The sequence below is a fragment of the Staphylococcus sp. GDY8P57P genome (assembly GCF_017892585.1).
In the GTDB taxonomy this organism is placed as follows: Bacteria; Bacillota; Bacilli; order Staphylococcales; family Staphylococcaceae; genus Staphylococcus; species Staphylococcus borealis.
Genome location: NZ_JAESLK010000023.1, coordinates 1 through 26,297, shown reverse-complemented (window position 1 = coordinate 26,297; position 26,297 = coordinate 1). Strand labels below are relative to the sequence as shown.

Below are 26,297 nucleotides of genomic sequence, written 5' to 3'. Positions count from 1 at the left end.
TTGTTTATATCTGAAATAGTTCATACAGAAGACTCCTTTTTGTTAAAATTATACTATAAATTCAACTTTGCAACAGAACCTTAAATATCATCTAAAACCAGAAGAGAAGAAGTTTTTAAAGTATGGAGGAAAATTATAAGACCAGTAACCTTAATGCAGAGGTTACTGGTCTCTTAAAATCCTATGCAAAATAAAGCTTTAAACTGATGTAAACCATCTTTTAAAGTGATAAACGTCTTCCCCTAGTAATTTATTTCTTTTGCGAATTTATAAATTTGTAATCGAGGGAGCAACTGTATAGTCGAGTTAAGTTGACTTATCTGATAAGACATTGTGTTCTTTTAAATTAGGTGATGTGATAGAATTATAACGGTCATCTAGTTAACTTCTGTGCTGATAGCATGGAAGGAGGTGACATCATGCATAGCATTCTATTTGAATTGTTGATTGCACCCATTATTGTTGGTGTAATCATCACATTGTTCGCTTATTGGTTGGACAGTCGTGATAAATGACTAGATGACTAAACCAATACACCATATAAAACCCCCAATCTACTGACATAGATTGGGGGTTCGGTGTTTCATGCATAACATTCTACTTGTTAATGTGATTATAACATTTTTTCTTTAAATTATCCAATTAAACCTTTTACTTTCTTGTTAGTTTTACCTTTTGTCTATTACCAACTTTTTAGCTCGATTCAGGGTCTTTCAAATATAAAATCGTCAAGATACCAATGGATTAATACACTTTCCTTTTAAAAATCAAAGTTTACAAGAAAATAGCTGCACTGATTTGGAGAGATAGACATATGCCCGAAATTGGACAAGATTTTCGAATTGTTACGTAAAGGAATATTGATGGTATAAAGTCTCTTCTTATAAAAGGGTATGGCTGATACTAATCTATTCACATCAGCCATACCTTGTATTTTAGTAACTACCAATCGGTGAGGGCATGTAAAGTAACTTTTTTTACTTTACTAAGTGGTTATTAAAAGTCCGGTTTTACCAATATATGCTCATTAGGATCTAACCCTTCTCTCGAATAGAGTTCAGGTATTTCATCCCCTTCAATTCCTTCTAAGCTAAGCGCTAATTTGCCTTGTTCAAATGCTTTTTGGACAGTATGACCAAATCCTAGGGCAGAATAAAACTGTGCAGCAAATTCTTTGGCTGCTTCGTCCTGAATTGCTTCATTCATTCCAATAGCAAAACCAACATGCTCTGTCACCATTTCGGCTTGGCCGTTGGAAAAGCAATTATTAAAGATAACTAATTTGATGGACTCTGACATGGTTTTCATTAAAAGGGTCACTTTTTCTTTAGATAAAAAACTCGGTTTGCCTTCTGCAGTTTCTAAAACGATGTCATGTTCAGATGACCCATGCCCACTAAAATGGATAATATGAGGTTTCACCTCATTAATGGCTTGTAGGAGATCACTAGACCTAACCGCCCAACGAGAATGCAGATTAATCGATTCACGATATTCAGAAGCTCGAATTTTTTCTTTCTATCTAATACTATGAACAGTTAATAAAATCGTATACATTAAAAATCTTCAATTTATAGGTCAAAATCGTTATCTTGCTAACATTTTTGATCATTATAGTGGTATATTCTATTTTTTAGTGTTCATGACTATGCGTAATATCATCATCCCTGCACATTACAGAATCCTTATGAGGGTGGTTTTCACTCTCCATCTGAATCGTTGCATGTCCAATATTCTCATCTTCCAACTCGTCTTCAATTGTTCTCAGAATTTCCTGGCTTTCCTGAATAGAAATGGTACCATCTACCACCACATGGCATGAAAGTGCATTTTGGCCACTTGTAATACTCCATACATGTAGATCATGCATATTATTTACTCCTGGAATGCTCTCTATGGTTTTAATCACTGCGTCAATTTCAACGTTTTTAGGGGTACCCTCCATCAATACATGAACGGCATCTTTTGTCACACGCCACCCACTTATCAATACAAGCACTGCAACAATCACACTGGCCAACGGATCTGCCCAGCCCCAGTTGAAGAAGAGGATCATCAGAGCCGCAATAATGGCCCCCACCGATCCAAGCAGATCGCCTATCACATGTAAAAATGCTGCACGTATATTCAAGTTTTCCTTCGTATCCCCGCCTCGCATGAGAATCCATGCTACAAGAATATTTACCAGTAGTCCAATAGTTGCGATGATTAACATACCCGTAGAGGCGACTTCAGGTGGATCTGTAAAACGTTGATAGGCCTCATAGAAAATGTAGATGGCAATCAGTACCAGAGTAACTCCGTTAAATACAGCTGCAAGAATTTCAAATCGTTTATATCCGTATGTTTTACTATAATCGGCCGCTTTTTCTCCAAGTATAAAAGCCAACAAACCGACACCTAGGGAAATTGAATCACTTAACATATGGCCCGCATCAGCTAGTAAGGCGAGGCTATTGGTCAAAATTCCCCCAATCGCTTCGATAATCATATATCCTGTGATGATTATGAAACTGATCATCAAGGTTTTTTTGTTCGCACCATGTGTATGGTTATGTTCATGACTCATTCAATCATCTCCTATTAATATTTATAGATGGGTATAATAGATGGGTTTATATAATTTTTTGGTCAATGGTGACGAGCATGGTTGATTGTTTCTTTCAACATGTTCATTACATGGGCATCATCATGGGAATAATATAGAGTCGTACCTTCCCTTCTATACTTGACCAAGCGCAAATTTTTCAAAAAGCGTAATTGATGCGAAACGGTGGATTGTCTTAAATGTAGGTTTTCAGCAATCTCATTTACGGAATATTCTTTAAGAAACAGCAAATTCAGTATTCTGATTCGTGTTGGATCACTTAATGCTTTGAAAGTTTGGGATACAACAAATAAAGTTTCTTCATCAAGACCTTTTTTATTACCAACAATTTTGTTTTCGTTAATATCTTTTATGATGGCTCACCTCTTACTAATCATAATGGTAGCTCTTAATATAAATATGGTTATATTTATATATACTCATATATTAAAAATGTTTAGCACTATTGTCAATATATTCGTAATGATGAGTACCACCAAATTTATCTTTTTTCTATTACTTCAATTGGCACTCAAGACAATCATTGATAGACTATCTTATACTGGTTTGCAGAAAGGTTCATCTTATAAAAAATTTCAAATGGAAAAGAGGTGCGTTTATCGGAATATTAGAAAAGTTTCAAACCTTGATTATACTGCTCGCTGTTGGTTCAGGTATCTTATTAGGACAAATAGGTGTAATTGAACGATATGCAGAGACACTGTGAGAGACGCTCATTTGCATTGACAATCAATTTATCAAGATAATCCCTTATCATGTTTAATTCTATAAACTGTTTGTCTTGTGATATTAACTTCTTTCGCAATCTTACTAATCGCTTTGCCTTCTTCTAACATTTCCACCACGCGATGATAAATAACACGTTTCTGTGGGTCTTTAGCATTTGGTGAATAAAGTAAAGGGCGCCCTTTATATACGCCTTTTTCCTTCGCAACTTGAATCCCTTGCGCTTGTCGACGTTTACTTTCATTTCTCTCTTGTTCTGAAACCATTGCTAATATTTGAATGATTAAATCTTTCATAAACTTATCCAGTAATGGATTGCCAATTACTTCATTCATCATAGGTAAGCTGGTAATCATTAACTGAACGTCTTTTTCTTTTAAATAATTCACAGTTTCAATAATTTCATCATAGTTACGTCCTAAACGATCAATAGATTCCACAACGAATCGATCTCCCATTCTGACAAAATTGAGTGCTTCTTGAAATACAGGTCTATTTTCCACTGACTTTCCCGACTGTTTCTCTGTAAAGATTTTCTCCACACCAAACGTCTTTAAATTATCCAATTGTCTTTCTAAATTTTGATCTATCGATGATACTCTCGCATAACCTATAATCATTCATCTTCACTCCATAATAAATATACACCCTAATCATACGTTTTAATTGTTATAATTTCAACAATTCTTTTTGTATGGTTAGGGTGTACCCTTAATAATATAAGTTTCTTGATAATATATATAAACAAATTGAAGCTCCAAATCATTAAAGAAGGTTAATGATCAATATAAAAATAAAAGCATCTGATCAATAATTATTGATCAGATGCTTTTATTTACATAACACAAAAAGTATGTTATAATACTCTAGTTAAGTCTATCTATACATCAGAAGATGCTTTTAATTTAGAGATGTTTTTTGTAAATCGACAATTACAATAATACATCATCCTACATTAGAAGTAAATAAAAATATTAAAATTATAAGGATGATATATAGAATGACGTTATTATGTAATAAACTGAAGCACGACCCTAAAGAAGTTAACTATTTAAATATTTCTATTGAGGAAGATACACTTCAATATGTGGACCCAAATCTTATTGAACTAATATCTAATAGAGAAACTGGAGAAATTTGTTTTTTGGCCCAAAAAGCCAAAAAACAAATCGACGTTTTTTTCAAGAAAATTATTGAGATACATCAGAGTGATTTTTCAGACCAAAAAAAGCGTGAAGAATTCCAAGAACTATTTTCTCACTTTTCAGAGCCGAATCACTTACGTTTAGGATTTTCTAAAAAAGGTAATTCTGGAAAAGGGACTACAGCACCTGAGCTTATTAAGATATTTATGGATAAAGATATTCTTTCAATTATTTTGAATGATGATGAATTAACAATTCCACAAAAAACACCACTAATCAAAAATTTTGGTGGAGACAAGTTATCAGATTTAACAATCAATATAATTATGAATATTATAATTGATTTTAACAAATCTATACTTCGTGATTTTCCAGAAATGAGAAGTTTTCTTTCCCAAAACACTGAGACATATTACTATTTTTCTATTTATGGTAGATGGGAAGAATATACATTCACCCCATTTCTTTTTGATAACAAAGAAACTTTATTAGTTCCAAAATTATTCACTACTTACAATCAAACATCTAGCCTTGATTTGATTACAAGAGTGTACATTAAAGAAGAGATTACTAAATTGCAAAAAGAACGCAATTCTCCAAAAAGAATGCCACAAACTCAGTTCATTTCTGAATTTGTTAAGGGAAATCGTACAGACAATATGATAAATATCTTTTTAAATACTTCTATGGAATCTCATAGAAAATTCAAAAAAGCATTAAATTCAAAGGCAAATGAAAGACGTAATAAAAACAAAGAAAATAATTAGTGCTTGCTAAAACATTGTAATGTATAGTATAGACTTAACGAACTAATTATTTACTTTGCATTCTTATCTACTATGATGTTATAATATCATTAACAAAGATGTCGTGCATGTATGCACCAAATCCCCTAACTATGCCAGTAGTTAGGGGATTTTTTTGGTGTGACTAGTCGCCTATTTATCGTTGCGATTGCGTAGCCAATGCGCAAATAAAGCAACAATACAACCACTTGCTGCTGTGGTCATGATGTTTACAAAGATGTCGGTCATTGCGTATGCACCTCCTCTCTACGTCAATTTGACGCCAGAGATAGGCGACTACACTATTATATCATCTCCGAATATACGGTGATAGGTAACTTCTGATAAGTGTACTTATGTTGATACTAATTTAAGTTAATGCACATATTATTTTTTCTTTTTAAATAGGCTATTAGTAATAACAACTGCAATTACACATAATTCAACAGTTACCAAGAATGGTAATGTAAAAAGACCTATATACATAAATATATCTTTTGCGTGCATTATTTTATCCTGATCTTCAATTACACTTATAAAATTCCAAATAAAGTATCCTGTAGGAATCCCCCATGCTATTAAACATACGATTATTTTTAATATTATATGTTTATCTCTTATATTCCACATAGCTATTTTAATGTCTTCTAACGTTAACCAATATTTTTTCTGGGATGTACTAAATTTTAAATCTGTTATTCCTGTAACATCTTTTTCTGTCTGATACCCTAACGCATCTTTTAGAATTAATTTATCTCTATCATTAATTTTCACTCTATCTATAATTTCTCTTTTAATAATATAATTATTTACAATTTCTACAAAATAGTTTTTTCTACGTCTTTTACCTACAAATGGAAGTATAAAAATAGGAAATAAAGACGAATAAAGTATAAGTATGATAATTGGTAAACTGATTTTATCCCAATCTGTTATATATTTAATTACTTCTTCTTTAGGATATGCACTGAGTGATTTAATAATCATTGCTAACAAGTACATTAATGCCATTAATGTTATAAATATGTATAACATTATATTGCTCACCAGTGTTTTTAACATTTCCTTTTTTGTTTTTTATATAAATTTTTTTACTTAGAAATTGAATAATAGCATATATAATGAATATTATTGAAAAAATGCCTAATTCGTTAAAAATTTTAGATAGATCGATCAAGAAATCCAAATTTCTAAAATACACATTAACTCCTCCAATTAAAGTGTATAAAAGTTTATTAATACTTATAAATTTTTGCTTTAGTTATACCATATTCTCATATACCCCATAAGTTTTGTATATTCAGACTTCAATATACCGTTAAGTAGCTCATAAACATCATCAAATTCTTTATTTATAATTCCATAAACAACTTTTGTTTTATTTCTATACATCCACTCTGCCACGCGTTCTATTTCACTAATCCCTTCTTTTAAAACAACAGGATTAACTTCAATTTCATTTAATTGTTTAAGTATTTTATTTTTACTCCAATGTACATTATTTGAATACTTCTTCTTTTTCAAATCAACAAATTTTTGTAAATCATTCTTTATCGGTTGTTCATTATTAACATCCGTAATTTCCCACATTTTTGTATAATCAGACATATTTAAGACTATTTTCTTAGTATCATAAATATTGAAAATACTTTTTATGTCTAGTATATCTAAATATTTATTAGAAAAACGTAGGCAGTTTTCTAATAAATTACTATATTCTTTTTTCAGAAGTTCATACTTCTCTTTATTATCTATATCTTGACTCCTGTGTATATTTTCTGCTGCTTCTCTAGAAACTTTGATAACAGATTTAAAGAGAGATAGTTTATTTGAAAAATTACGTACATCATCCAATGATTGTGCCAGCGTATTACTTAATTGATTTAGATAATCTATCATTATACTTTTATTATATATATAATCATTATATCTAATATATTCCGCTATTCTATTTTGGTTAGGTAACAACTCTGCGATTGATATATTACCTTGTTTTATTTTTTCAGGTTTTGTTACATCATCTCTTAATATTTCATCGATCATATCTTCATTGACATACTTTGCTTTTTTGAATGCAAACTTTCTTTTTTGGGGATAATGATATTCATTCCAATTTTGGTTTGTTCTATTTTGTATATTATTTAAGATATTATTACTTTTATTTTTAACATAATCCGTTGTGACATTTCGCTTTTTGCTATCTTCTTCATAAATTGAAAAATAATTTCCATTAATAATATACGCAGCTTCTTCCAGAGAATACCATCTTTCCTGTTTACCATCTATATCCAAAATTTTTTTATAATTATCTTTAAAAAATTCTTGTTCCATACTTAAATCAGACGCTTCTAAAATTTCATCGATATTGTCCGCAGTTAATTGATTATTCATCCAAAAACTAAAGTCAAAATCATTGATACCTTTGTTATTAATGATAATCACGCTATTACCTCCAAAAACCGAATAAATTTTTTCACCTATTATTTTATCATTTCATTTGCGAAAATTTAATCAATCTCAGATATCTTTGATTAATTCTATTTACATTTCCTAAATGATGCGCATCAATAGGATAGAAAGGATGTTTCACATGAAAATTCAAGCCAATTTCAAAAAAGGCGGCTATTCAACTGAAATAGCGTCTAACTACATTGATCATAAAAAGCCGATTTATAGCTTAAGTACAGAACTTTATCCACAACAGCGTTTTGAGAATAACCAACCGACTGGGGAAATCATTGCGTATAAAGCTTGGTTTGTTCAAGAAGGTTTACCCCCCTTCACAGTCAAATTCGAAAATGAAGTGAGATTACCGAATTATATGAGCGTTATCACTTTTGATAATCTAGAAGCTTGTGAAATCCGATATGATGTTTACTTCAAAGCTTCAGATCTGAAGGAGGTTAAATAATGACAGCCAAAGAGCTCGAACAATATCTCCTACAAAGTTTAAATATGGCACTGGGGTCAATGATGGAAGGCGAAACTAGTTATACCAATAGTTTTACCTGCAAGGTTACGGAAGAAGGTTTTTACTTTCTTCCTCGCCTGCCTGCAGGCTACATTATTGATGATAACTTATATCAAAAAATATTTCTTATCGCGAGTGCAGCATTATATCCCAAATTCACACTGTTAAAACAAAACTCCGCGTATTTCGTTCCTATGGACACAGATGATATTCACACGCAACGTGCATTGTTTTTTCCATGGCAAGAAGGTATATCTGAACGCTTAGTGATTACGGATTTAGATCAATTCACTTCTACACTAAAACATCAACAAATTCCAATCATGAAACAATTAACGTTAAACTATCAAAACATTACATCCATAGCGATCGCAGGTAATTCAGGCAGTGGTAAATCATATATGCTGACGTACTTATTAAGTGTACTAAAACCCATATCTAAACTTATTATTGTTGATCCTAAGTTTGATACACCGAGTCGATGGGCACGTATCCATGATATTACTGTCATTCATCCACATCAAAATCGATCTAAGTCTGATTTTTTATCTGAAATTAATGAAAACTTAAGTCATTGCCTTCAAATTATTCAACAGCGTCAAACCATTCTTTATGATGATCCAAACTATCAATTTGAGCACCTAACCATTGTAATTGATGAAGTACTAGCCTTAGCTGAAGGTGTCAATAAAACCATTAAAGACGCATTCTTTTCATTACTATCACAAATTGCCTTATTGGGTCGTGCAACCAAAGTCCATTTATTACTGGTGTCTCAACGGTTTGATCATCAAACGATTCCTGTTTCTGTTAGAGAACAACTCAACGTGCTGATTCAAATCGGTAATATTAATAAAAAAACAACACAATTTTTATTCCCTGATTTAGACCCTGAAGGTATTGTGATACCCATTGGTAAAGGGACGGGACTGATTCAAGTGATTGATAGTGAATCTCCCTATCAAGTCTTACCCCTGTTATGTCCCACTTACTATACGAAGGCAGGTGTATTGTGATGAAGAAAACCTACTTCATGCGTGTGTATGATATTATCATTTCCTTGTTCTTATTTGCTATTTTGACAGTGATGTTTAGTAAACTCTTTGACCTATTGAACATCGCTATATCTCAAATCGATATCATCGATATGCAAAGTGTCACATACTATATCACAGTCATTTCAAACGGTTTATATCAACTTACATTTTACTTGTTAGGATTAGTATTGATATTAATGGTTATCGATTTAATCATTCGTTTATTGAAGGATCAAATTACGAGTCATATTAAATCTGTCTATCACACAATGGTTTTACGACATTATCTTAAACAAGATATTGACACAACATCATCAAAAGATTGGCAACAAACAGGCGAAACTAAAACAAATTCTGTTGAACGCTATTTTAATAAAGTCGTGGGAAAATCGATTGTTGATGTTCGTCAAAATGAAGTTCGTGTAGCGATTAAAATTCCTCGCAAGCAACAGGCACATGAAATATTAAAGACCATTGAACCTCAGATTCATGAAGAGATTACCAACATGCATCCTAATTACTACTTTTCAGCATCTCAACGACATCATCGTTATCTATGGTTTATAGGTCACAAACGTTAATAAACACATGCGCTGTGGTACACGAAGTGATAAACACAAGCGCTTGTGTTTATTAACAGTGCCATGGGGTTACTACGACCCCCATGGCATCATTAATCAATAATCACAGAAAGGATGTCCATTATGACGAAAGATAAACGTTCGAATAAGTGGGCTTTCTTAATATATGAAGAAAGCACGCCATCTAACTATCGAGATATTTTGGAACAAATGCATATCCCCTATATTTTAAGTCCGTGGCATAATCAAGATATTGATCGATCGACAGGAGAAATTAAGAAGTCACATAAACACGGTGCTTTATTCTTTGATTCTTTAAAAAGTTATTCTCAAATTTCTGAATTACTTCAGCAACACTTAAATACACCGAGCCATATTGAAATTATTATGTCACCTAAGGGCATGTTTGATTATTTTATTCATGCCTCTAATCCAGATAAAACACCTTATGATGTCAATGATATTGAAAGTGGTTGTGGGTTTGACTTAAATAAATTTTTATTAGATCAAGGTCAGTCTGAAGTGTTTAGTAACATTATTGATATGATTGAAGACCAAGATTTTATAGAATTTCAAGATTTAGTAATGTATGCGCGACAACATCATCTATCTTATTTAGATTTGATTATCCAACGGACTTATTTTTTTGCGAAATATTTAGATTCAAGACGACATACGTCCAATCACAAATAGTGTGATGTGTCGAATATATGGTTTTGTGGCGCGTTTTGACGGCGCATATTTAAGGAGTGCATTTCTTCGAGTTCTGTTTTAACTGAACGCATTAAATAACCTTGCATCATTTCGACACTTTCACTTTTCTGAATTAAAGTTGCTTTAAAACGTTTAAGCACATTAATCATTTCAAATTCAATGTCTTCTAACATGTATATTGTATTCTTCTCATTATTAAATGATGTTTTAGCTTTAAGTATGACACTTTTAATAATTCGTATTTCATTAACTTCAAAGTTACTTAAATATGTTTGAAGTTGAGCCGGAATTTCTTGAAGTAATTGATATTTCAAAGCATTTTTATTAAATTCATTATATTGATGATTAGCATGATTTGAATGATATATATTGTGATTAGTTATATGTTCATTATCATTCATATCATACGTATCATTATTCTCAGTTTCTTTATAGTCAGTATCATTATTCTCAGTATCATTAGACTTACAAATTGTTAGTTCTTGAACTATATTTTCGTTAGTTCTTGAACTAACAATTTGTTTGTTCTGGAACTTACGATTTGTTAGTTCCTTGTCATAACTAGGTTCTAAAAGGTATATTTTGTTAGGTTTATTTAGTCCTTGTCTTTCATTTATAATTAAATTGAATTTTTCTAGCTCTTTTTTCAATTTGATAATTTTAGGTTCTCCGTATTGTAAAATGGAACATAATTGCTTATTTGTATATAGTAGATATATATTATTTTCTTCATCAATCCAGTTATTGATTTTGGATAATTCAAAACGATCTTTTAATAGAGCATACATAACCTTTGCGTCAGTTGTCATTTTAGAAAAATAATCATCTTCAAATAAAAATTTTGGGAGTTGGTAAAAACGAGATGTTTCAAATTCACTAGCAGAAATTTTTTTGAATTTTGACATAATATAAACCTCTTCTTTTTCATATTTAGATAGAGGTAATAAGACGCGTTATTATATTTAATAATATCTCATTCTTGAAGTCATATTGTTTATACTATATAATTATATGTACTTATTGTATAAACAACGCATCATTTAGAGTATATATGTTAGCGTTTATTACCTAAAGCGTTTAGTCGGGCCAACGACTAAACGCTTTTTACTTTATTAAAATCTAAGTTAATAGTAACAAAGTAAATAAGAAGAAACAATAAATTATGTAACTTCTTATAAGTAACATGTTACATGTAACAAAAACAATTAGGATAGTGAACTAATGTAAGAAACAAAGACATAGTAAGTAAGGATTGAAAAAAAATAATTTTAACAGTAACATGTTACATGTAACAAAAACAATTAGGATAGTGAACTAATGTAAGGAACAAAGACATAGTAAGTAAGGATTGAAAAAAATAATTTTAACAGTAACATGTTACATGTAACAAAAACAATTAGGATAGTGAACTAATGTAAAGAACAAAGACATAGTAAGTAAGGATTGAAAAAAAATAATTTTAACAGTAACATGTTACATGTAACAAAAACAATTAGGATAGTGAACTAATGTAAAGAACAAAGACATAGTAAATGGGAGGTATTATTTTGAGTATAATAACAGTTGGAAATTTTAAAGGTGGTGTAGGTAAAACAACAGTAGCCACGTTACTTTCTTATATTGCATCTGAAAATTATGATAAAAAAGTACTTTTAATAGATTTTGATCCTCAGGGAAATGCAACTCAAATTATGAAAAGAACTTATCCAGAATTTGAGGACGAAAAGATTTCATTTATAAACATGCTAAAAAATGGAAATATAGATCAAAGTATTGTGAAATTAACTTCCAAATTATCACTATTACCAGCTGATTCATCTTTGGCTAACTTATCCGATATCATTTCAAAGACAGATATTATAAAGAAAAGATATATTTTAAAAAATGTGGTTGAAAAAATTAAAGAAATTCACGATTTTGACTATATATTTATTGATGTACCACCTACTATTAACTCTGATTTCACTAATAATGCTGTTTACGCAAGTGATTACATTTTAATGGTATTTCAAACACAACAATCTGCTTATGAAAGTAGTCTTTCATTTGTTAATTTTTTAAGGGATCGAAAAAAAGAATCAGATTTATCATTTGAATTGGTTGGCGCTGTTCCAGTATTAATTAAAAAAAGTGGACGTGTAGATAAACAGATATTAGATATGTCTAAATCAGCATTTTCTGAAGCACTCTTTGAGAACCAGATATATCAAAGAGAAAGAATAAAAAAATTTGCCGCTGATGGAATAAAAGATAAAGATATGCATGACAAAAAAGTTATACATATGTTTAACAAAGTCTACGAAGAATTAGTTGATAGAATTAGATTAATTGAAGGTGAGTGATATTTATGGCAGGATTTTTAGATAACATAGATACATCTGAGGTAAAATATACGGAAAATTATAAACCGGTATCTAAAAGTACGACTATGAGAGTGGACACTGATATAAAAAAAAGACTAAATCAAATGGCATTAGATAAAGATACATCTATAAAAGCTATAGTTGATGAAGTGTTAGGTGAATTTTTGGAAAAAAATAAGTATTAGTATTTTATATATTGAAAGAGTGTGTCATTACTTTAGACTGTAATGACACACTCTTATCTTAAATAACTTCTGATAATCATCGATTATGTAAACTAAAGTATTTCAAATAATTAACTGTATTAATACTCTCATCATGATTGCGTTATAAACGATCGTTTTTGACACAAAACCTCTTAACTTAATATTAAGAGTGTCACTTTATTCGATATATGAGAATGACTTTACCTAATAAATGAGAAAAGCAACGCACTATATTAAAATGCGTTGCTTTTTCTATTATCGAATACCTATAACTAAACTATCTCTAGCTGTTTCTACAACTTCTGTACTTATTTTATCTAAACCATTTATATCCATAATTCTGTCTATCTGCGCAAATAAACGATGAATCAGCCTAAAATTCCCTTTTGTGATTTTAATAATCGTCGTTATTGCTTCATAATCAGTAAAGTCTTCGAGTTTTAAATCAAATCCTAAATCTTGCCACTTATATTCTAATATATGATGCGTCTCATCTTTACTTAGATTATCAAATTCATGCGCAAAACCTATGCGCGAATATAGTTGAGGATAACGAGATAGTTTTTTCTCTATGCCCGGCATACCAATAAATATCATTGCTAAATTATGTTCATCATAAATAGCTCTTAATTGCTCTAAATGTTGCACTTTAAGGCGATCAATCTCATCTACTATAATTAAATCAATATATTTAAACATATCACTATAATGTTTACTATGTTCATGTCCATACTTATTTACAACATGTAATTTTTGACCCAAATCAATGCTTGCAGTAATACTATATAAATCATTCCTTAATTTAGTTTGTTTTTCTGCTGGTGCAGTATAAAATATTTTATCCACCGATAGTATGTCATCGGTCGTTTTACTAGCTAGATCTTCCCAACCTCTATGGTTAACTTGTTTTTCGATTGTATCCCAATTTGTATAATATCTTGAAGATAAAGTTTTCCCAACTCCAGGTTGACCATAACAGATACCAATATATTGATATTTAATGCAAGCGTCACAAAATTCAGCAAACCGTTTATACTCTTTCGTTTCAATAAAATTCTGATTTTTAGTCATTACGATACCTCTTTAATTTTTTGACGTTTTTAGTCGTTTCTTGAGGTGAATAACCACAATTTTTTTCTTCCTTAATTAATTCTGTGGTACTTGGACTAGCAATATTTTGTTTTAAGTGTTTTCTTCTCTGACTACGAGCGTGCTGTATGTCTTTTATATCTATGGAGTAATCAGCTATTTCTGGACATATAGCAGTACAAAGAAATTCATCTCTATAAAACACACGTATTTCAGCCATATCATTTGGGTTATAACGAATCAGTACATATTCACCTACATAAGCTGCTAGATTAGTATTACTGTATCGAAAACCTTGAAAATGAATGCCATCTGAATGAACTTTTCTAGATTTAGGTATTTCCAACAATAATAAATCAAGTTGTTCTAAGCTACTTGGCATATTAGGGAAAAAGTGATTACTATTCCAACGACTGATAGGCGTGGTATGAATAGCACTATGTTCTTTTTGATTATAATCTTCAATTAAAAAGTAACGTAGTTTTTCTTCAAAATTGTGAAAATCTATTAGATTACTAGGAGTATCATTATTGTTTATATATCCAGGCAGTTGTTCTAAGAAAGTTTGGTTAACTGTCTGAAAAAAGCGTTCTATTTTTCCACGACCACGAGGGACACCAACTTTTGAAAACATCAAATTTATTTTCAAGTCAATAGCGACTTGTTCCATGTGATTTGAGGTAAAGTCACTTCCGTGATCTGTATAGAATTTTTCGGGTATACCACACACTGGCCAGTTGGTATCATTCTTATTCCATATTGCTTGGTGTAGTGTTAATGCTGTGTTTTGAGCATTGGGGGCATCAAAACTTAAGAAATAGCCTGCAATTGCACGACTATAGTCATCCATAATTATAGTTAGCCACGGTCTATTGATATTACCTTTTTGGTCTAATATAAAGATATCTAGCAAAGTATGGTCTGCTTGCCATATTTCATTGGGTCTCGAGGATTCTCTAATTTGTATTAAATCGTACTTATTTTGATAGTATTTTTCACCTTGATGAGAGAAATCAATAACAGACTTAGGCATTGCTTTAATAACACTATAAATTTGTTTATAACTTGGTATATCAAAATTATTTTCTTTACAGTAATTAGTGATTTTCCTATGAATTGTGGCTATACTATTTCTTTTATTCATAAGCGCAAGGCGTTCAATTTCATCAATTATCTTTGGTTCTATTTTACGTGTTCCTTTATCAGCTCTTGTCGCATAGATTAGTCCTTTAAGTCCTTGTTCTTTATATGACTTATTCCACCTATAAAGGGTGCTTAACGCAATCCCTTTACTTTTAGAAATACTTGATAAAGATTGTTCGCCTAGGATAAAAGGTTTTATAATATTGTACTTTTGAGTAGCTTTTTTACGTTTGGCTTCAGAAAAATTAGTTAGATACTTCTCCTTGTTTTTCATCTTCCTTGTCCTCCAATTTATTGAGGTAACGATAAATTGTTGTACGTGAAACTTGCCATTGTTCTGCAATTGTTTTAATGGGGGTGCCATTATCATAAAGTGTTTTGAGTAAATTTAAGTCTTTTTTATTCAATTTTTCAGGTCTTCCACCATAACGTCCTCTGGCACGAGCTGCAATTCGTCCAGCTGAAGAACGTTCTAAAATTAAATTCCGTTCAAACTCTGCAAATGCTGCGAATAAATGAAATAATAATTGTCCTGTAGAACTTGATTTATCCATCGTTATATTTTCTTCTAAACTATGAAAACTCACGCCTCGTTCGTTAAGTTCATTCACTAATGTGATTAAATCCTCCATGTTACGTCCTAGTCTATCTAGTCTCCAAACAACAATGGTATCTCCTGACCTCGCAAATTCAATTGCTTTATCTAAACCAGGTCTTTTACTTTTTGAACCACTCATATGGTCATTAAATATTTTTTCACAACCATGTGTATTTAATCGATCTTCCTGTAAATTTAAATTTTGTAATCCAGTTGAAACTCTTGCATAACCTATTTTCAAAATACAAACCTCCTATATACATCTTCAGTGTACCATAACTTAATCACAAGGTCTTTTGTGAACATAGATTTTTTGTTGGGTTTTTGAACACATAATTCTATGTAATACATACTTATTTAGACATAAAAAGAGAGTGTACAGAAAATGGTTATTTTCTGTACACTACAAAATAAAAAAGTCAAATGGTATATACCCCTATACCGTATATGTTATACTCAAATTGTCTTATTACTATCTTTAAAAATATAAAATTAGGAGGTTTAATTTTGTCGAATAACAAAAAACACCAAAATCATAAGCATCATAGTCATCAAGAACATGAAAATCACACTAGTCATGGTAATCATGAGCATCATAGTCATCAAGAACATGAAAATCACACTAGTCATGGTAATCATGAACATCACCATCATGGAAATTTTAAAAGTAAATTCTTTATTTCTTTGATTTTTGCGATACCGATTATTATTTTATCGCCCATGATGGGAGTTAAATTACCGTTTCAAATTTCATTTACAGGGTCAGATTGGATTGTATTAATTCTTGCTACAATTTTATTCTTTTACGGAGGAAAGCCATTTTTATCAGGGGCTAAAGATGAAATTTCAACTAAAAAACCTGGAATGATGACGCTTGTTGCTCTAGGTATTTCAGTAGCTTATATTTATAGTTTATACGCCTTTTATATGAATAACTTCAGTGGTTCATCCACACATACAATGGACTTTTTCTGGGAATTAGCGACTTTAATTTTAATCATGTTATTAGGTCATTGGATTGAAATGAACGCAGTAGGTAATGCAGGCAATGCACTGAAGAAAATGGCAGAACTTTTACCTAATACTGCAGTGAAGCTGATTGATAACAATCAACGAGAAGAAGTTAAAATATCAGATATTCATATTGACGATATTGTGGAAGTCAGAGCAGGCGAAAGTATACCCACAGACGGAATCATTGTTCAAGGAGAAACATCAATTGACGAATCATTAGTTACTGGCGAATCAAAAAAAGTTCATAAAACTCATAATGATGATGTTATTGGAGGTTCAATTAATGGTTCAGGTACAGTACAAGTTAAAGTGACTGCTACGGGTGAAAATGGCTACCTATCTCAAGTTATGGGTCTTGTTAACCAAGCTCAAAACGATAAGTCAAAAGCTGAACTCCTCTCTGATAAAGTCGCAGGTTATTTGTTTTACTTTGCAGTAGGTATTGGCCTGATTTCATTTATTGTATGGATGCTTATTCAAAACAACGTCGATTTCGCACTTGAACGGCTAGTAACCGTATTAGTCATTGCTTGTCCACATGCATTAGGCTTGGCAATACCTTTAGTTACAGCACGTTCTACCTCTATAGGCGCACATAATGGTTTAATCATTAAAAACAGAGAATCTGTAGAAATCGCACAACACATTGATTACATCATGATGGATAAAACTGGGACACTAACTGAAGGTAACTTTTCAGTGAATCACTATGAAAGTTTTACAGACGAGTTAAATAATGAAGAAATATTGAGTCTATTTGCTTCATTAGAAAGTAATTCTAATCATCCACTTGCCACTGGTATTGTTGATTTTGCTAAAGGCAAAAATATTTCATATGCTATTCCTCAAGAAGTTAATAATATTCCAGGTGTAGGGTTAGAAGGCACAGTTGATAATAAAAAACTCAAAATAGTTAATGTTTCTTATCTCGATAAAAGCAATTTTGACTATAATAGAGAACAATTTAAGAATCTTGCTGAACAAGGTAACTCTATTAGTTATCTAATTCATGACAGACAAGTTATTGGTATTATCGCACAAGGCGACAAAATTAAAGAAAGTTCAAAACAAATGGTTTCCGATTTATTATCGAGAAACATTACGCCAGTCATGCTTACAGGCGATAATAAAGAAGTGGCACAAACAGTGGCTGAAGAATTAGGTATTAGTAACATTCACGCACAATTGATGCCTGAAGATAAAGAAAGTATTATCCAAGATTATCAGAATGATGGTAGCAAAGTTATGATGGTTGGAGATGGTATCAATGATGCGCCTAGCCTTATTAGGGCAGATATTGGTATGGCAATTGGCGCAGGGACAGATGTAGCTGTTGAATCGGGGGATGTCATACTCGTTAAAAGTAATCCTTCTGATATTATCAATTTCTTATCCCTTTCAAAAAATACAATGAGAAAAATGGTTCAAAATTTATGGTGGGGTGCAGGGTATAACATTATCGCCGTTCCGCTAGCAGCAGGCATATTAGCTTTTATTGGTTTAATATTATCGCCAGCTTTAGGCGCAGTGTTAATGTCTTTAAGTACGGTTATCGTAGCAATTAATGCATTTACTTTAAAATTAAAATAAAAGAGGTATAAAACGGATGAAAAAAAATATATTTATAGTTCTTGCTGCTTTGTTTTCCATGTTACTTATATTATCTAATGATATATTAGCAGAAAGTAAGCAGAACATGAATATGACAGAAGACAAACAAAAACAGAATGATGAAATGGATATGGGAGGACATGATGAAATGGATATGGGAGGACATGATGAAAGAAAAAAACTTAATTCTTCACAAGGAGAAAATGAAATAACTTTTCCTAAAGTTTTAAAGTCAGAAAAGGATAAAGATGGTTATGAGAATTATATATTAAAGGCGCAGGAAGGGAAGACAGAATTTTATAAAGGAAACTTTTCTGATACTTTAGGTTATAATGGAAGTATACTAGGGCCAACTTTAAAACTTAAAAAAGGTGAAAAAGTAAAAATTAAATTAGTTAATAATTTAGATGAAAATACGACATTTCATTGGCATGGTCTTGAGGTAGATGGAAAAGTAGATGGTGGCCCTTCTCAGGTTATAAAACCAGGGGAAGAAAAAATAATTAAGTTTGAAGTCGAACAAGAAGCTGCCACTTTATGGTATCACCCTCATCCTTCTCCAAATACTGCTAAGCAAGTTTACAATGGATTATCTGGCCTATTATATATAGAAGATAATGAAAATTTAAATTACCCTAATGAGTATGGGGAAAATGATTTACCGATAGTTATTCAAGATAAAACATTTATATCAAAAAAATTAAATTATTCAAAAACAAAAGATATAGATGGAACTCAAGGTGATACAGTAGTTGTTAATGGGAAAGTAAACCCTAAACTAACAACCAAAGAAGGAAAAGTTCGTTTAAGACTTTTAAATGGTTCTAACGCTCGAGATTTAAACCTTAAATTAAGTAACAACCAAAGTTTTGAATACATTGCCTCTGATGGTGGTTATTTAGAGGAAAAACAACAGTTAAATGAAATCAATCTAGCGCCTTCTGAAAGAAAAGAAATAATAGTCGATTTATCTAAAATTAAAGGTGAAGAAGTTGATCTTGTTGATAACGAAGATACCGTGGTTTTACCAATAAATTACAAAGAATCGAAAGATAATAAAGAGGCAACTTCTAAAGTAGACAAGAAAATCAAACTAGAAGGTATGGATGATAAGGTTACTATTAATGATAAAAAGTACGACCCTGACAGAATAGATTTTACACAAAAGAAAAATCAAAAAGAGATTTGGGAAATTGAGAATGTTAAAGACAAAATGGGAGGTATGAAGCATCCCTTTCATATCCATGGAACCCAATTTAAAGTTGTATCAGTGGATGGGAAAGCACCTCCAAAAGATATGAGAGGAAAAAAAGACGTTATATCGTTAAAACCTGGTCAAAAAGCCAAAATAGAAGTTGTTTTTAAAAACAGTGGAACATATATGTTCCATTGTCACATTCTTGAACATGAAGATAATGGCATGATGGGACAAGTAAAAGTAACAAAATAATTAATAAGGAATTTTAAAATATGTATAAAAAATTAGGATTTATTATATTAGCATCAGGATTAGTATTATCAGCTTGCTCAACGGGTAGTAAAGAAGAAAATAATGGTTCTAAAGATCAAAAAGAAGAAGAACACATGGAACATAAAAGTGAAAGCAAGGCTCCAGATGATATGAAGCGTACAGACGATAGTAAATTTAAAAAAGGGGATGAAGTTACTATTACAGCAGGACATATGCCCGGTATGAAAAATGCGGAAGCTACTGTAAAAGGTGCTTATGAGACTTATGCTTATGTCGTAAGCTATACACCCACAAATGGGGATGAAAAGGTCAGTAATCATAAATGGGTTGTTAATGAAGAAGTTGCCGATGCCCCTGAAAATGGCTTTAAGAAAGGTGATACAGTTAAATTAGAAGCTGACCATATGCCAGGTATGAAGGGGGCAGAAGCAAAAATAGATGATGTAAATAAGACAACTGTTTATGTAGTTGATTATAGATCAACTGAAAATGACAAAATGGTTAAAAATCATAAATGGATGACAAGTAACGAACTAAAATCGAGATAAATTAAATTATCCTTTTAGTTCTTTAAAGTATTTAGTTAGTGATTGATAAATGCAATGAGAATCCCCTTTGTTAAATAGACAAGTAAACAAATAAAATTTATGGCCACTCTCATATCCACAATAATGAGAGTGGCCATTTGTTTAGAAAAATTAAATGATTTTAATGAAAATGAGGGGATCTTTTATAATTTATCAATGGAATTTCGAAAAATATAAAATGGAATAGTGAATGTATTGAGCTTTATCATTTATCAAGAAAAGTTATTCTAAATTAGCAGGTAAAGTCACACCCTTAATTTTATATTAAGAGGTTTTGTGTCAAAAACGATCATTTTTAGTACTCTAATCATACATACAGAAATACTGTTTTGCTAGCATCGATAATGGTTCGATTAGGGTACGCTCTAAATAAACAAAAATAGCCCTCTTATTAAAATAAGAGGGCTATTTTTGTTTAAAATTATTCAAGACCATTCGCTTTCTAACATACTCATTTGCCATAAATTATAATATTCTCCATTTAATTTTCTAAAGTCTCTTTTTTCTCCTTCTTTTATAAATCCAATCTTTTTGTAACTTTTTATAGCTGATTTATTAAAGGCAAAAACACCTAATTCAATTCTGTGTAATCCCAAATCTTCAAAAGCCTTTTTCAATAATTTCTTTATTATTTTAGGGCCTAATCCTTGGCCACGCATTTGCGGATCACCTACTAAAACTTTACCTAAAGTGGCGGAACAATTTTTAAAATCTATATTATTTAAAGCAATATGACCTATAATTTTTTTTGAATTATTTTCTTCAATGATAACTTTATAAATTATTTTACTAGCATTTTCTTTATTTGTGTCTATAATATATTCCTTTAATTGTTCTTCATCTAGGGGATAATTAAAATCTGTACCTGCCCATTTGACTAAAAGTTCAGGAGAGTTTATCCAGTTTATTAATAAATCAAAATCTTTCTCCTCAAAATATTCAAACTTAATCAATAAATTACTCCTTAAATAATAGATTATTAACTATAAAAATTCAGTGAATGTTGCAATATAAACAACCACTACAATTTTTTGATACTTTCTTCATCAATTTTCGATTTTTTATAAAGCGTTTTGTATTATCTAAATAACTCTTTACAATTTACTGATTTTTAAGCTTTTGCTAATAGATTTATGCAACTTTAATATTATAAGTAAATCTATGCACTTCATCATTAAATTTAAATTCTGCCCAAATTTTATACATCCCTTTTTTAGGAAAATGAGCATAAAAGGTTGTAGAATCAGGTGATTCTGGGTGAACATGAATATAATCAGTTAATTGCTCATCAAATATAATCACATGTCCTAAAGCTCCTAAATAAGGTTGGGGTGTTAATTCTGTATTGAAAGTTAAAGGGACATGTTCATCTTCTTTAGCATTTATAGAATTTAAAGTTACATGAACTCCTTTGTTAACTTTCACCCAATTTTTATCAGAATTTAAAGATGTTTTAGAGGTTATTTTATCTCCAATTTGCAGTTCAATAGGATGAACGTAATACACATGGTTTTTTGGTGTAACATCAACAAAAGCATGGTAAGTTCCTGGCTCTAATTGTTGGTTAATTATAAATAAACCTTCATGCTTTTTTTGAGGGTGTAGGTGGTAATATTTCTCCATGTCATTAGATACTATGCATGAAAACGAAATGCATTTCTTTTTCATGCATAGTATCTAATAATGGGGCATTATTAAATTCATCTTCTAACGTAATTTCTATATTACCGTCTCTATATACAACATTTGCTTTAATTTCGGGTTTGTTTGAATGATATTCATGATTATGATTCATATTTTTATCCTCCTTAATTTTTAATAAGGGCATATCATTAAACGATATGCCCAACTATTTAAATTATTTAATTACATCGTAACCTTGATCTTCAATAGCTTCTTTAAAGTCGTTGAAAGCTACTTGATTTTCATCAAATTCAACTTCCACATTCCCATTCGCCAAGCTTACTTCTGAAGATGTTACACCATCTAATCCATTTAATGCTTTTTCAATTGAATGCTTGCAATGGTCACAGCTCATACCTTCTACATTAATAACTTCGTTAGTCAATGTTGTCACCTCCTTTCAAGAAATATAAGATTCTTATAATTTCATACGTTTTAGACGTAAAGCGTTTGTGACAACACTTACAGAACTTAAAGCCATTGCTGCTCCCGCAACCCAAGGTGCTAGCAGACCAATTGCTGCTATAGGGATACCTGCAACATTGTAACCAAACGCCCAAAATAGATTTTGGCGAATATTACGAATTGTAGATTTACTTGCTTTTATTGCTTTTGGAATTAATAAAAGGTCTCCTCCTAAAATAGTTATATCAGCAGCTTCGATTGCAACTTCTGTACCTGTACCAATGGCAATACCAATATCTGCTTTAACTAGTGCTGGAGCATCATTGACACCATCTCCAACCATAGCTACTTTTTTACCTTCAGATTGAATTTCTGCTACTTTAGAAGCTTTTTCTTCTGGTAAAACCTCTGCAATAATCGTGTCTATACCAACTTGTTTTGCTATTGCTTGTGCGGTACGTTTGTTATCACCAGTTAACATAGCAACTTCAATACCTAATTCATGAAGTTTTTGAATAGCTTGTTGGGCAGTATCTTTAACTGTATCGGCTACAGCGACAACCCCTCTCAATTCGTTATCTACGCTTATAAGCATTGCAGTTTTTCCTTCTTTTTCAAATTGAGCGAGATTTGTTTCAGCTTCATTAGTTCGGATTCCTTTTTCACTCATTAGTTTTCGATTTCCAACAAAAAGTTCTTTACCATCAATTGTTGCATTTATACCGCGCCCTGGTATAGCTTCAAAATGATCTACTTCTAAAAATTCTAATGATTTTTCTTTAGCATAACTTACGATAGCTTCAGCTAGTGGGTGTTCAGAACCTTTTTCTGCACTAGCTAATAATTGTAATGTTTGATCATCTCCACTAAAATCAGTGACTTCAGGTGTGCCATTTGTTATAGTGCCAGTTTTATCTAAAACAACTGTATTAATAGCATGTGTACCTTCAATGTGTTCTCCACCTTTAAATAGAATGCCATTTTCAGCAGCTTTTCCGGTACCCACCATTATAGAAGTAGGCGTAGCTAAGCCTAACGCACAAGGACAAGCAATAACTAATACTGCTATTGCAGCAACTAAGGCTGGTTCAAATTGCCCCGGCTGAACTAATGAAATCCATATAATAAATGTGAAAATCGCGATACCTACAACGATAGGTACAAAATATCCAGAAATAATATCTGCTAGTCTTTGTATTGGCGCTTTAGAACCTTGCGCTTCTTCGACAACTTTAACAATGGAGGCAAGAGCTGTATCTTTACCAACTTTTGTTGCTTCAACAGTAATTGCTCCATTTTTATTCATTGTTGATCCTATAACATTATCATTTTGCATTTTTTCAACAGGAATAGATTCACCTGTCAACATTGACTCGTCAATTGAAGTCATACCTTTAATTATTTTGCCATCTACTGGTATTTTTTCTCCTGGTTTGATAACTAAATAGTCTCCTTCTTTTACCTCACTTAAAGGAACCATAGTCTCTTCACCGTTGCGTAATATACGTGCTTCTTTAGCTTGTAAATTCAACAATTTACTTAACGCATTTGTTGTTTGTGTTTTAGCACGTGCTTCTAAATACTTTCCGAAAAGAATTAAAGTAATTAATACAGCACTTGTTTCAAAATATAGGTGTGGCTCATAATTTGTATTAATTAACCACTTAATCGATTCGTAAATACTATAAAAGAAGGCTGCGCTTGTACCTAAAGCGACAAGAACATCCATATTTGCTGACCCATTACGAAGGTTTTTATAAGCGCCTACATAAAATTGCCAACCAATAACAAATTGAACAGGCGTTGCTAATACAAATTGGAACCACGGGTTCATAAATATATGTGGTATTTGAATACCAAATAAATGAACGAACATTGTCATTAACAATGGAGCTGCTAAAACAGCTGAAACAACTAATTTAATTAACTGTCGTTTTAATTGTTTTTCTTTTTGGGAACTTTTTTCTGATGCTTCTTTTTTAGGTTGTGCTTCATATCCTAGATTTTTAATACGTTGTTGAAATTCATCTACAGACGTCATATCAGGGTTGTATTCTACAGTAGCACTTTCTGTGGTTAAATTAACTGTAGCCTTATTTACACCTGAGATTCGATTTAAAACTTTTTCGATTTTATTCGAACAAGCTGCACACGTCATTCCCATTACATCGAGATCCACTTTTTCGGTTAAAACTCCATAACCTGTTTTTTGAATTGTATTTGCAATATCTTCTAATGATGTAACATTGGGGTTATATTCAATTGTAGCTTTCTCTGTAGAAGGATTTACATTAGCGTTAACTTCATCTAATTTATTTAGATTTTTTTCTACTTTATTCGAGCAAGCTGCACATGTCATGCCTGTGATACCTAATGAGGTTTTTTTAATATTTTCACTCAATTATTTCTTTCCTCCTATTTTGAAAATTGTTTTAATACAACCATCAATTCTTTGATACTTTCTTCTCCGTTGCCATTTTTAATACCTTCACTTACACAATTAGATATATGGTCTTCAGTTACTATAAAACCCACTTGTTTTAGGGCTGATTGTATTGCTGTTATTTGTACTAGTACGTCTATACAATATCTATCTTCTGCTATCATTGATTGTAAACCGCGCATTTGTCCTTCTAATCTTTTGAGTCTATTGAGCAATGCGTCATTGTTTTTAACAGTAGTAGTGTTCAATTTCACCCCTCCTCGTATACCCTGCTGGGGTATGTCTTATTGAAACCTATATTATACCCCCGGTAGGTATAAGTCAATACAAAAGTTTCATATAAAAAATTAATATTTAAAGTTTGTTTTAAGAGGTACACTTGTATAAAATGTATGCTAAAACTTATATTAGGAGAGATATATTTGGATAAAAATATACAACTTGAGCTTTACACAAGACCTACGTGCTCTGATTGCCAAGAATCAAAAAGGTATTTAAACTCTCAAGAGATTAGTTATAGTCATAAAGATGTAAGTCAAAATTTGGACTTAGAAGAAGAAATGAAAAAAATATCAGGCAACCGAATTGTTCCCTTATTTGCTTTTTATAAAAAAAATTTTTGGGGTAAAAAAAAGTTATTTAAATATTACGTGGGATTTGAAAATAACAAAAAAGATATATTAAATATATTGAAATAATTAAATAAACAGCCATTATTAAAAAATAATGGCTGTTTATTTAATGATGATGTTGACTGTCTTCTTCTTTCACGATACAAAACAATTTTTCACTATGATTATTGTTAGAAGTTTCAGTCTGTATTGTGACATGTTGAATATTTTGATGATTGAGTTCATGTTCTATACGTTTAAGTAAAAACTCATTTTCAGTAATGGTCATTGTATCTTCTACAACAATATGACAAGATAACGCGTTTAATCCGCTAGTTACTGACCAAACATGAAAGTCATGAATATTTTGGTTCTGTTGCAAAGTTGAATTTATAGTATAATTTTAACAAAAAGGAGTCTTCTGTATGGACTATTTCAGATATAAACAATTTAACAAGGATGTTATCACTGTAGCCGTTAGCTACTATCTAAGATATGCATTGAGT

The 26,297-nt window shown here is 31.3% G+C and carries 28 protein-coding genes and 2 pseudogenes; 13 read left to right on the top strand and 17 right to left on the bottom strand.

The window, feature by feature from the left end:
• The first annotated feature begins 419 nt into the window (after window positions 1-419).
• Window positions 420-515: a type I toxin-antitoxin system Fst family toxin gene (locus KA878_RS09710; protein ID WP_017176713.1), complete on the top strand. Its 96-nt coding sequence runs from the start codon at window positions 420-422 to the stop codon at window positions 513-515.
• A 481-nt stretch (window positions 516-996) separates the two neighbouring features.
• On the opposite strand, the gene KA878_RS09705 is transcribed toward KA878_RS09710, so the two are convergent.
• From KA878_RS09705 to KA878_RS09690, 4 genes are all read right to left on the bottom strand, one after another.
• On the bottom strand, window positions 997-1,422 hold the full coding sequence (locus KA878_RS09705) for a CHAT domain-containing protein (protein ID WP_001837443.1): 426 nt from the start codon (window positions 1,420-1,422) through the stop codon (window positions 997-999).
• Between the two features lie 211 nt (window positions 1,423-1,633).
• Window positions 1,634-2,569 carry a cation diffusion facilitator family transporter gene (locus tag KA878_RS09700; RefSeq protein ID WP_001837444.1) on the bottom strand — a complete coding sequence of 312 codons (936 nt, stop codon included), beginning with the start codon at window positions 2,567-2,569 and terminating at the stop codon, window positions 1,634-1,636.
• A 62-nt stretch (window positions 2,570-2,631) separates the two neighbouring features.
• Window positions 2,632-2,952, bottom strand: coding sequence for an ArsR/SmtB family transcription factor (locus KA878_RS09695; RefSeq protein WP_072324278.1), 321 nt, complete (start codon window positions 2,950-2,952; stop codon window positions 2,632-2,634).
• A 393-nt stretch (window positions 2,953-3,345) separates the two neighbouring features.
• Window positions 3,346-3,954, bottom strand: a complete 609-nt coding sequence (locus KA878_RS09690; protein WP_000583528.1) for a recombinase family protein — start codon at window positions 3,952-3,954, stop codon at window positions 3,346-3,348.
• Between the two features lie 380 nt (window positions 3,955-4,334).
• On the opposite strand from KA878_RS09690, the gene KA878_RS09685 reads away from it, so the two are divergent.
• Window positions 4,335-5,246 (top strand): hypothetical protein, encoded by a 912-nt coding sequence (locus KA878_RS09685; RefSeq protein ID WP_193839986.1) that lies wholly within the window; start codon window positions 4,335-4,337, stop codon window positions 5,244-5,246.
• Window positions 5,247-5,417: 171 nt separating this feature from the next.
• Here the strand turns inward: KA878_RS09685 and KA878_RS09680 are convergent, their stop codons facing one another.
• The 3 genes from KA878_RS09680 to KA878_RS09670 form a co-directional block, all read right to left on the bottom strand.
• The gene (locus KA878_RS09680) at window positions 5,418-5,513 is read right to left on the bottom strand and encodes a type I toxin-antitoxin system Fst family toxin (RefSeq protein ID WP_080352382.1); all 96 of its coding nucleotides are present in this window, start codon (window positions 5,511-5,513) and stop codon (window positions 5,418-5,420) included.
• 138 nt (window positions 5,514-5,651) lie between these two features.
• Window positions 5,652-6,299, bottom strand: coding sequence for a hypothetical protein (locus KA878_RS09675; protein WP_228481688.1), 648 nt, complete (start codon window positions 6,297-6,299; stop codon window positions 5,652-5,654).
• A 222-nt stretch (window positions 6,300-6,521) separates the two neighbouring features.
• On the bottom strand, window positions 6,522-7,706 hold the full coding sequence (locus KA878_RS09670) for a hypothetical protein (protein WP_193839987.1): 1,185 nt from the start codon (window positions 7,704-7,706) through the stop codon (window positions 6,522-6,524).
• Between the two features lie 148 nt (window positions 7,707-7,854).
• Here KA878_RS09670 and KA878_RS09665 point away from each other — a divergent pair, with 148 nt between their 5' ends.
• The 4 genes from KA878_RS09665 (at window position 7,855) to KA878_RS09650 (ending at window position 10,546) form a co-directional block, all read left to right on the top strand.
• Complete coding sequence (locus KA878_RS09665) at window positions 7,855-8,175, top strand: hypothetical protein (protein ID WP_193839988.1); 321 nt, start codon at window positions 7,855-7,857, stop codon at window positions 8,173-8,175.
• Complete coding sequence (locus KA878_RS09660; RefSeq protein WP_193839989.1) at window positions 8,175-9,251, top strand: ATP-binding protein; 1,077 nt, start codon at window positions 8,175-8,177, stop codon at window positions 9,249-9,251. Before KA878_RS09665 ends, KA878_RS09660 begins: the two co-directional genes overlap by 1 nt.
• Window positions 9,251-9,853, top strand: a complete 603-nt coding sequence (locus KA878_RS09655) for a hypothetical protein (RefSeq protein ID WP_193839990.1) — start codon at window positions 9,251-9,253, stop codon at window positions 9,851-9,853. The genes KA878_RS09660 and KA878_RS09655 overlap by 1 nt, the downstream gene beginning before the upstream one ends.
• A 123-nt stretch (window positions 9,854-9,976) precedes the next feature.
• Complete coding sequence (locus KA878_RS09650) at window positions 9,977-10,546, top strand: replication protein (protein ID WP_193839991.1); 570 nt, start codon at window positions 9,977-9,979, stop codon at window positions 10,544-10,546.
• Here the strand turns inward: KA878_RS09650 and KA878_RS09645 are convergent.
• Window positions 10,537-11,472: a replication initiator protein A gene (locus KA878_RS09645; RefSeq protein WP_193839992.1), complete on the bottom strand. Its 936-nt coding sequence runs from the start codon at window positions 11,470-11,472 to the stop codon at window positions 10,537-10,539. The genes KA878_RS09650 and KA878_RS09645 overlap by 10 nt on opposite strands.
• Before the next feature lie 642 nt (window positions 11,473-12,114).
• On the opposite strand from KA878_RS09645, the gene KA878_RS09640 reads away from it, so the two are divergent.
• Together KA878_RS09640 and KA878_RS09635 are read left to right on the top strand one after the other, a co-directional pair.
• Window positions 12,115-12,909, top strand: coding sequence for a ParA family protein (locus tag KA878_RS09640; RefSeq protein ID WP_193839993.1), 795 nt, complete (start codon window positions 12,115-12,117; stop codon window positions 12,907-12,909).
• 5 nt (window positions 12,910-12,914) lie between these two features.
• The gene (locus KA878_RS09635) at window positions 12,915-13,115 is read left to right on the top strand and encodes a hypothetical protein (protein ID WP_000896836.1); all 201 of its coding nucleotides are present in this window, start codon (window positions 12,915-12,917) and stop codon (window positions 13,113-13,115) included.
• 276 nt (window positions 13,116-13,391) lie between these two features.
• Here KA878_RS09635 and KA878_RS09630 read toward each other — a convergent pair whose 3' ends face one another.
• From KA878_RS09630 to KA878_RS09620, 3 genes are read right to left on the bottom strand one after another with little or no spacing between them, the layout of a single operon-like run.
• Window positions 13,392-14,207 (bottom strand): AAA family ATPase, encoded by an 816-nt coding sequence (locus KA878_RS09630; protein WP_000164962.1) that lies wholly within the window; start codon window positions 14,205-14,207, stop codon window positions 13,392-13,394.
• Window positions 14,200-15,642, bottom strand: a complete 1,443-nt coding sequence (locus tag KA878_RS09625) for a Mu transposase C-terminal domain-containing protein (protein ID WP_000790716.1) — start codon at window positions 15,640-15,642, stop codon at window positions 14,200-14,202. The genes KA878_RS09630 and KA878_RS09625 overlap by 8 nt, the downstream gene beginning before the upstream one ends.
• Window positions 15,614-16,207 carry a recombinase family protein gene (locus tag KA878_RS09620; protein WP_000690635.1) on the bottom strand — a complete coding sequence of 198 codons (594 nt, stop codon included), beginning with the start codon at window positions 16,205-16,207 and terminating at the stop codon, window positions 15,614-15,616. The genes KA878_RS09625 and KA878_RS09620 overlap by 29 nt, the downstream gene beginning before the upstream one ends.
• Before the next feature lie 266 nt (window positions 16,208-16,473).
• On the opposite strand from KA878_RS09620, the gene copB reads away from it, so the two are divergent.
• From copB to KA878_RS09605, 3 genes are read left to right on the top strand one after another with little or no spacing between them, the layout of a single operon-like run.
• Window positions 16,474-18,570, top strand: coding sequence for a copper-translocating P-type ATPase CopB (copB, locus tag KA878_RS09615; protein ID WP_193839971.1), 2,097 nt, complete (start codon window positions 16,474-16,476; stop codon window positions 18,568-18,570).
• Window positions 18,571-18,586: 16 nt separating this feature from the next.
• Window positions 18,587-20,041: a multicopper oxidase family protein gene (locus KA878_RS09610; RefSeq protein WP_193839972.1), complete on the top strand. Its 1,455-nt coding sequence runs from the start codon at window positions 18,587-18,589 to the stop codon at window positions 20,039-20,041.
• Between the two features lie 20 nt (window positions 20,042-20,061).
• Window positions 20,062-20,610: a DUF1541 domain-containing protein gene (locus tag KA878_RS09605; RefSeq protein ID WP_031797805.1), complete on the top strand. Its 549-nt coding sequence runs from the start codon at window positions 20,062-20,064 to the stop codon at window positions 20,608-20,610.
• Between the two features lie 464 nt (window positions 20,611-21,074).
• Here KA878_RS09605 and KA878_RS09600 read toward each other — a convergent pair whose 3' ends face one another.
• From KA878_RS09600 to KA878_RS09580, 5 genes and pseudogenes are all read right to left on the bottom strand, one after another.
• A complete protein-coding gene (locus tag KA878_RS09600) occupies window positions 21,075-21,602 on the bottom strand; it encodes a GNAT family N-acetyltransferase (RefSeq protein WP_058703205.1) in 528 nt (175 codons plus the stop codon).
• 178 nt (window positions 21,603-21,780) lie between these two features.
• Window positions 21,781-22,444 (bottom strand): annotated as a pseudogene (locus KA878_RS09595) (hypothetical protein).
• 63 nt (window positions 22,445-22,507) lie between these two features.
• Window positions 22,508-22,717 carry a copper chaperone CopZ gene (gene copZ, locus KA878_RS09590; RefSeq protein ID WP_001831373.1) on the bottom strand — a complete coding sequence of 70 codons (210 nt, stop codon included), beginning with the start codon at window positions 22,715-22,717 and terminating at the stop codon, window positions 22,508-22,510.
• Window positions 22,718-22,750: 33 nt separating this feature from the next.
• Window positions 22,751-25,138: a heavy metal translocating P-type ATPase gene (locus tag KA878_RS09585; protein WP_002452570.1), complete on the bottom strand. Its 2,388-nt coding sequence runs from the start codon at window positions 25,136-25,138 to the stop codon at window positions 22,751-22,753.
• Window positions 25,139-25,152: 14 nt separating this feature from the next.
• A complete protein-coding gene (locus KA878_RS09580) occupies window positions 25,153-25,428 on the bottom strand; it encodes a metal-sensing transcriptional repressor (protein WP_001831396.1) in 276 nt (91 codons plus the stop codon).
• Between the two features lie 174 nt (window positions 25,429-25,602).
• Here KA878_RS09580 and KA878_RS09575 point away from each other — a divergent pair, with 174 nt between their 5' ends.
• Entirely contained in the window at window positions 25,603-25,878 is a 276-nt protein-coding gene (locus tag KA878_RS09575; protein WP_039259027.1) for a glutaredoxin family protein, read from the top strand.
• 40 nt (window positions 25,879-25,918) lie between these two features.
• Here KA878_RS09575 and KA878_RS09570 read toward each other — a convergent pair whose 3' ends face one another.
• Window positions 25,919-26,185 carry a cation transporter dimerization domain-containing protein gene (locus KA878_RS09570; RefSeq protein ID WP_479692392.1) on the bottom strand — a complete coding sequence of 89 codons (267 nt, stop codon included), beginning with the start codon at window positions 26,183-26,185 and terminating at the stop codon, window positions 25,919-25,921.
• 31 nt (window positions 26,186-26,216) lie between these two features.
• Between KA878_RS09570 and KA878_RS09565 the strand changes: the two are divergent.
• A pseudogene (locus KA878_RS09565) lies at window positions 26,217-26,297 on the top strand (IS6 family transposase); the annotation flags it as partial.

Excerpts from the sequence above, each read along its gene's own strand:
- KA878_RS09685 (WP_193839986.1), top strand. The coding sequence starts at position 4,335 with ATGACGTTATTATGTAATAAACTGAAGCACGACCCTAAAGAAGTTAAC.
- KA878_RS09630 (WP_000164962.1), bottom strand. The coding sequence starts at position 14,207 with ATGACTAAAAATCAGAATTTTATTGAAACGAAAGAGTATAAACGGTTT.
- KA878_RS09625 (WP_000790716.1), bottom strand. The coding sequence starts at position 15,642 with ATGAAAAACAAGGAGAAGTATCTAACTAATTTTTCTGAAGCCAAACGT.
- KA878_RS09675 (WP_228481688.1), bottom strand. The coding sequence starts at position 6,299 with ATGTTATACATATTTATAACATTAATGGCATTAATGTACTTGTTAGCA.
- KA878_RS09610 (WP_193839972.1), top strand. The coding sequence starts at position 18,587 with ATGAAAAAAAATATATTTATAGTTCTTGCTGCTTTGTTTTCCATGTTA.
- KA878_RS09680 (WP_080352382.1), bottom strand. The coding sequence starts at position 5,513 with ATGACCGACATCTTTGTAAACATCATGACCACAGCAGCAAGTGGTTGT.
- KA878_RS09710 (WP_017176713.1), top strand. The coding sequence starts at position 420 with ATGCATAGCATTCTATTTGAATTGTTGATTGCACCCATTATTGTTGGT.
- KA878_RS09700 (WP_001837444.1), bottom strand. The coding sequence starts at position 2,569 with ATGAGTCATGAACATAACCATACACATGGTGCGAACAAAAAAACCTTG.
- KA878_RS09645 (WP_193839992.1), bottom strand. The coding sequence starts at position 11,472 with ATGTCAAAATTCAAAAAAATTTCTGCTAGTGAATTTGAAACATCTCGT.
- KA878_RS09690 (WP_000583528.1), bottom strand. The coding sequence starts at position 3,954 with ATGATTATAGGTTATGCGAGAGTATCATCGATAGATCAAAATTTAGAA.
- KA878_RS09650 (WP_193839991.1), top strand. The coding sequence starts at position 9,977 with ATGACGAAAGATAAACGTTCGAATAAGTGGGCTTTCTTAATATATGAA.
- KA878_RS09635 (WP_000896836.1), top strand. The coding sequence starts at position 12,915 with ATGGCAGGATTTTTAGATAACATAGATACATCTGAGGTAAAATATACG.
- KA878_RS09660 (WP_193839989.1), top strand. The coding sequence starts at position 8,175 with ATGACAGCCAAAGAGCTCGAACAATATCTCCTACAAAGTTTAAATATG.
- KA878_RS09665 (WP_193839988.1), top strand. The coding sequence starts at position 7,855 with ATGAAAATTCAAGCCAATTTCAAAAAAGGCGGCTATTCAACTGAAATA.
- KA878_RS09605 (WP_031797805.1), top strand. The coding sequence starts at position 20,062 with ATGTATAAAAAATTAGGATTTATTATATTAGCATCAGGATTAGTATTA.
- KA878_RS09655 (WP_193839990.1), top strand. The coding sequence starts at position 9,251 with ATGAAGAAAACCTACTTCATGCGTGTGTATGATATTATCATTTCCTTG.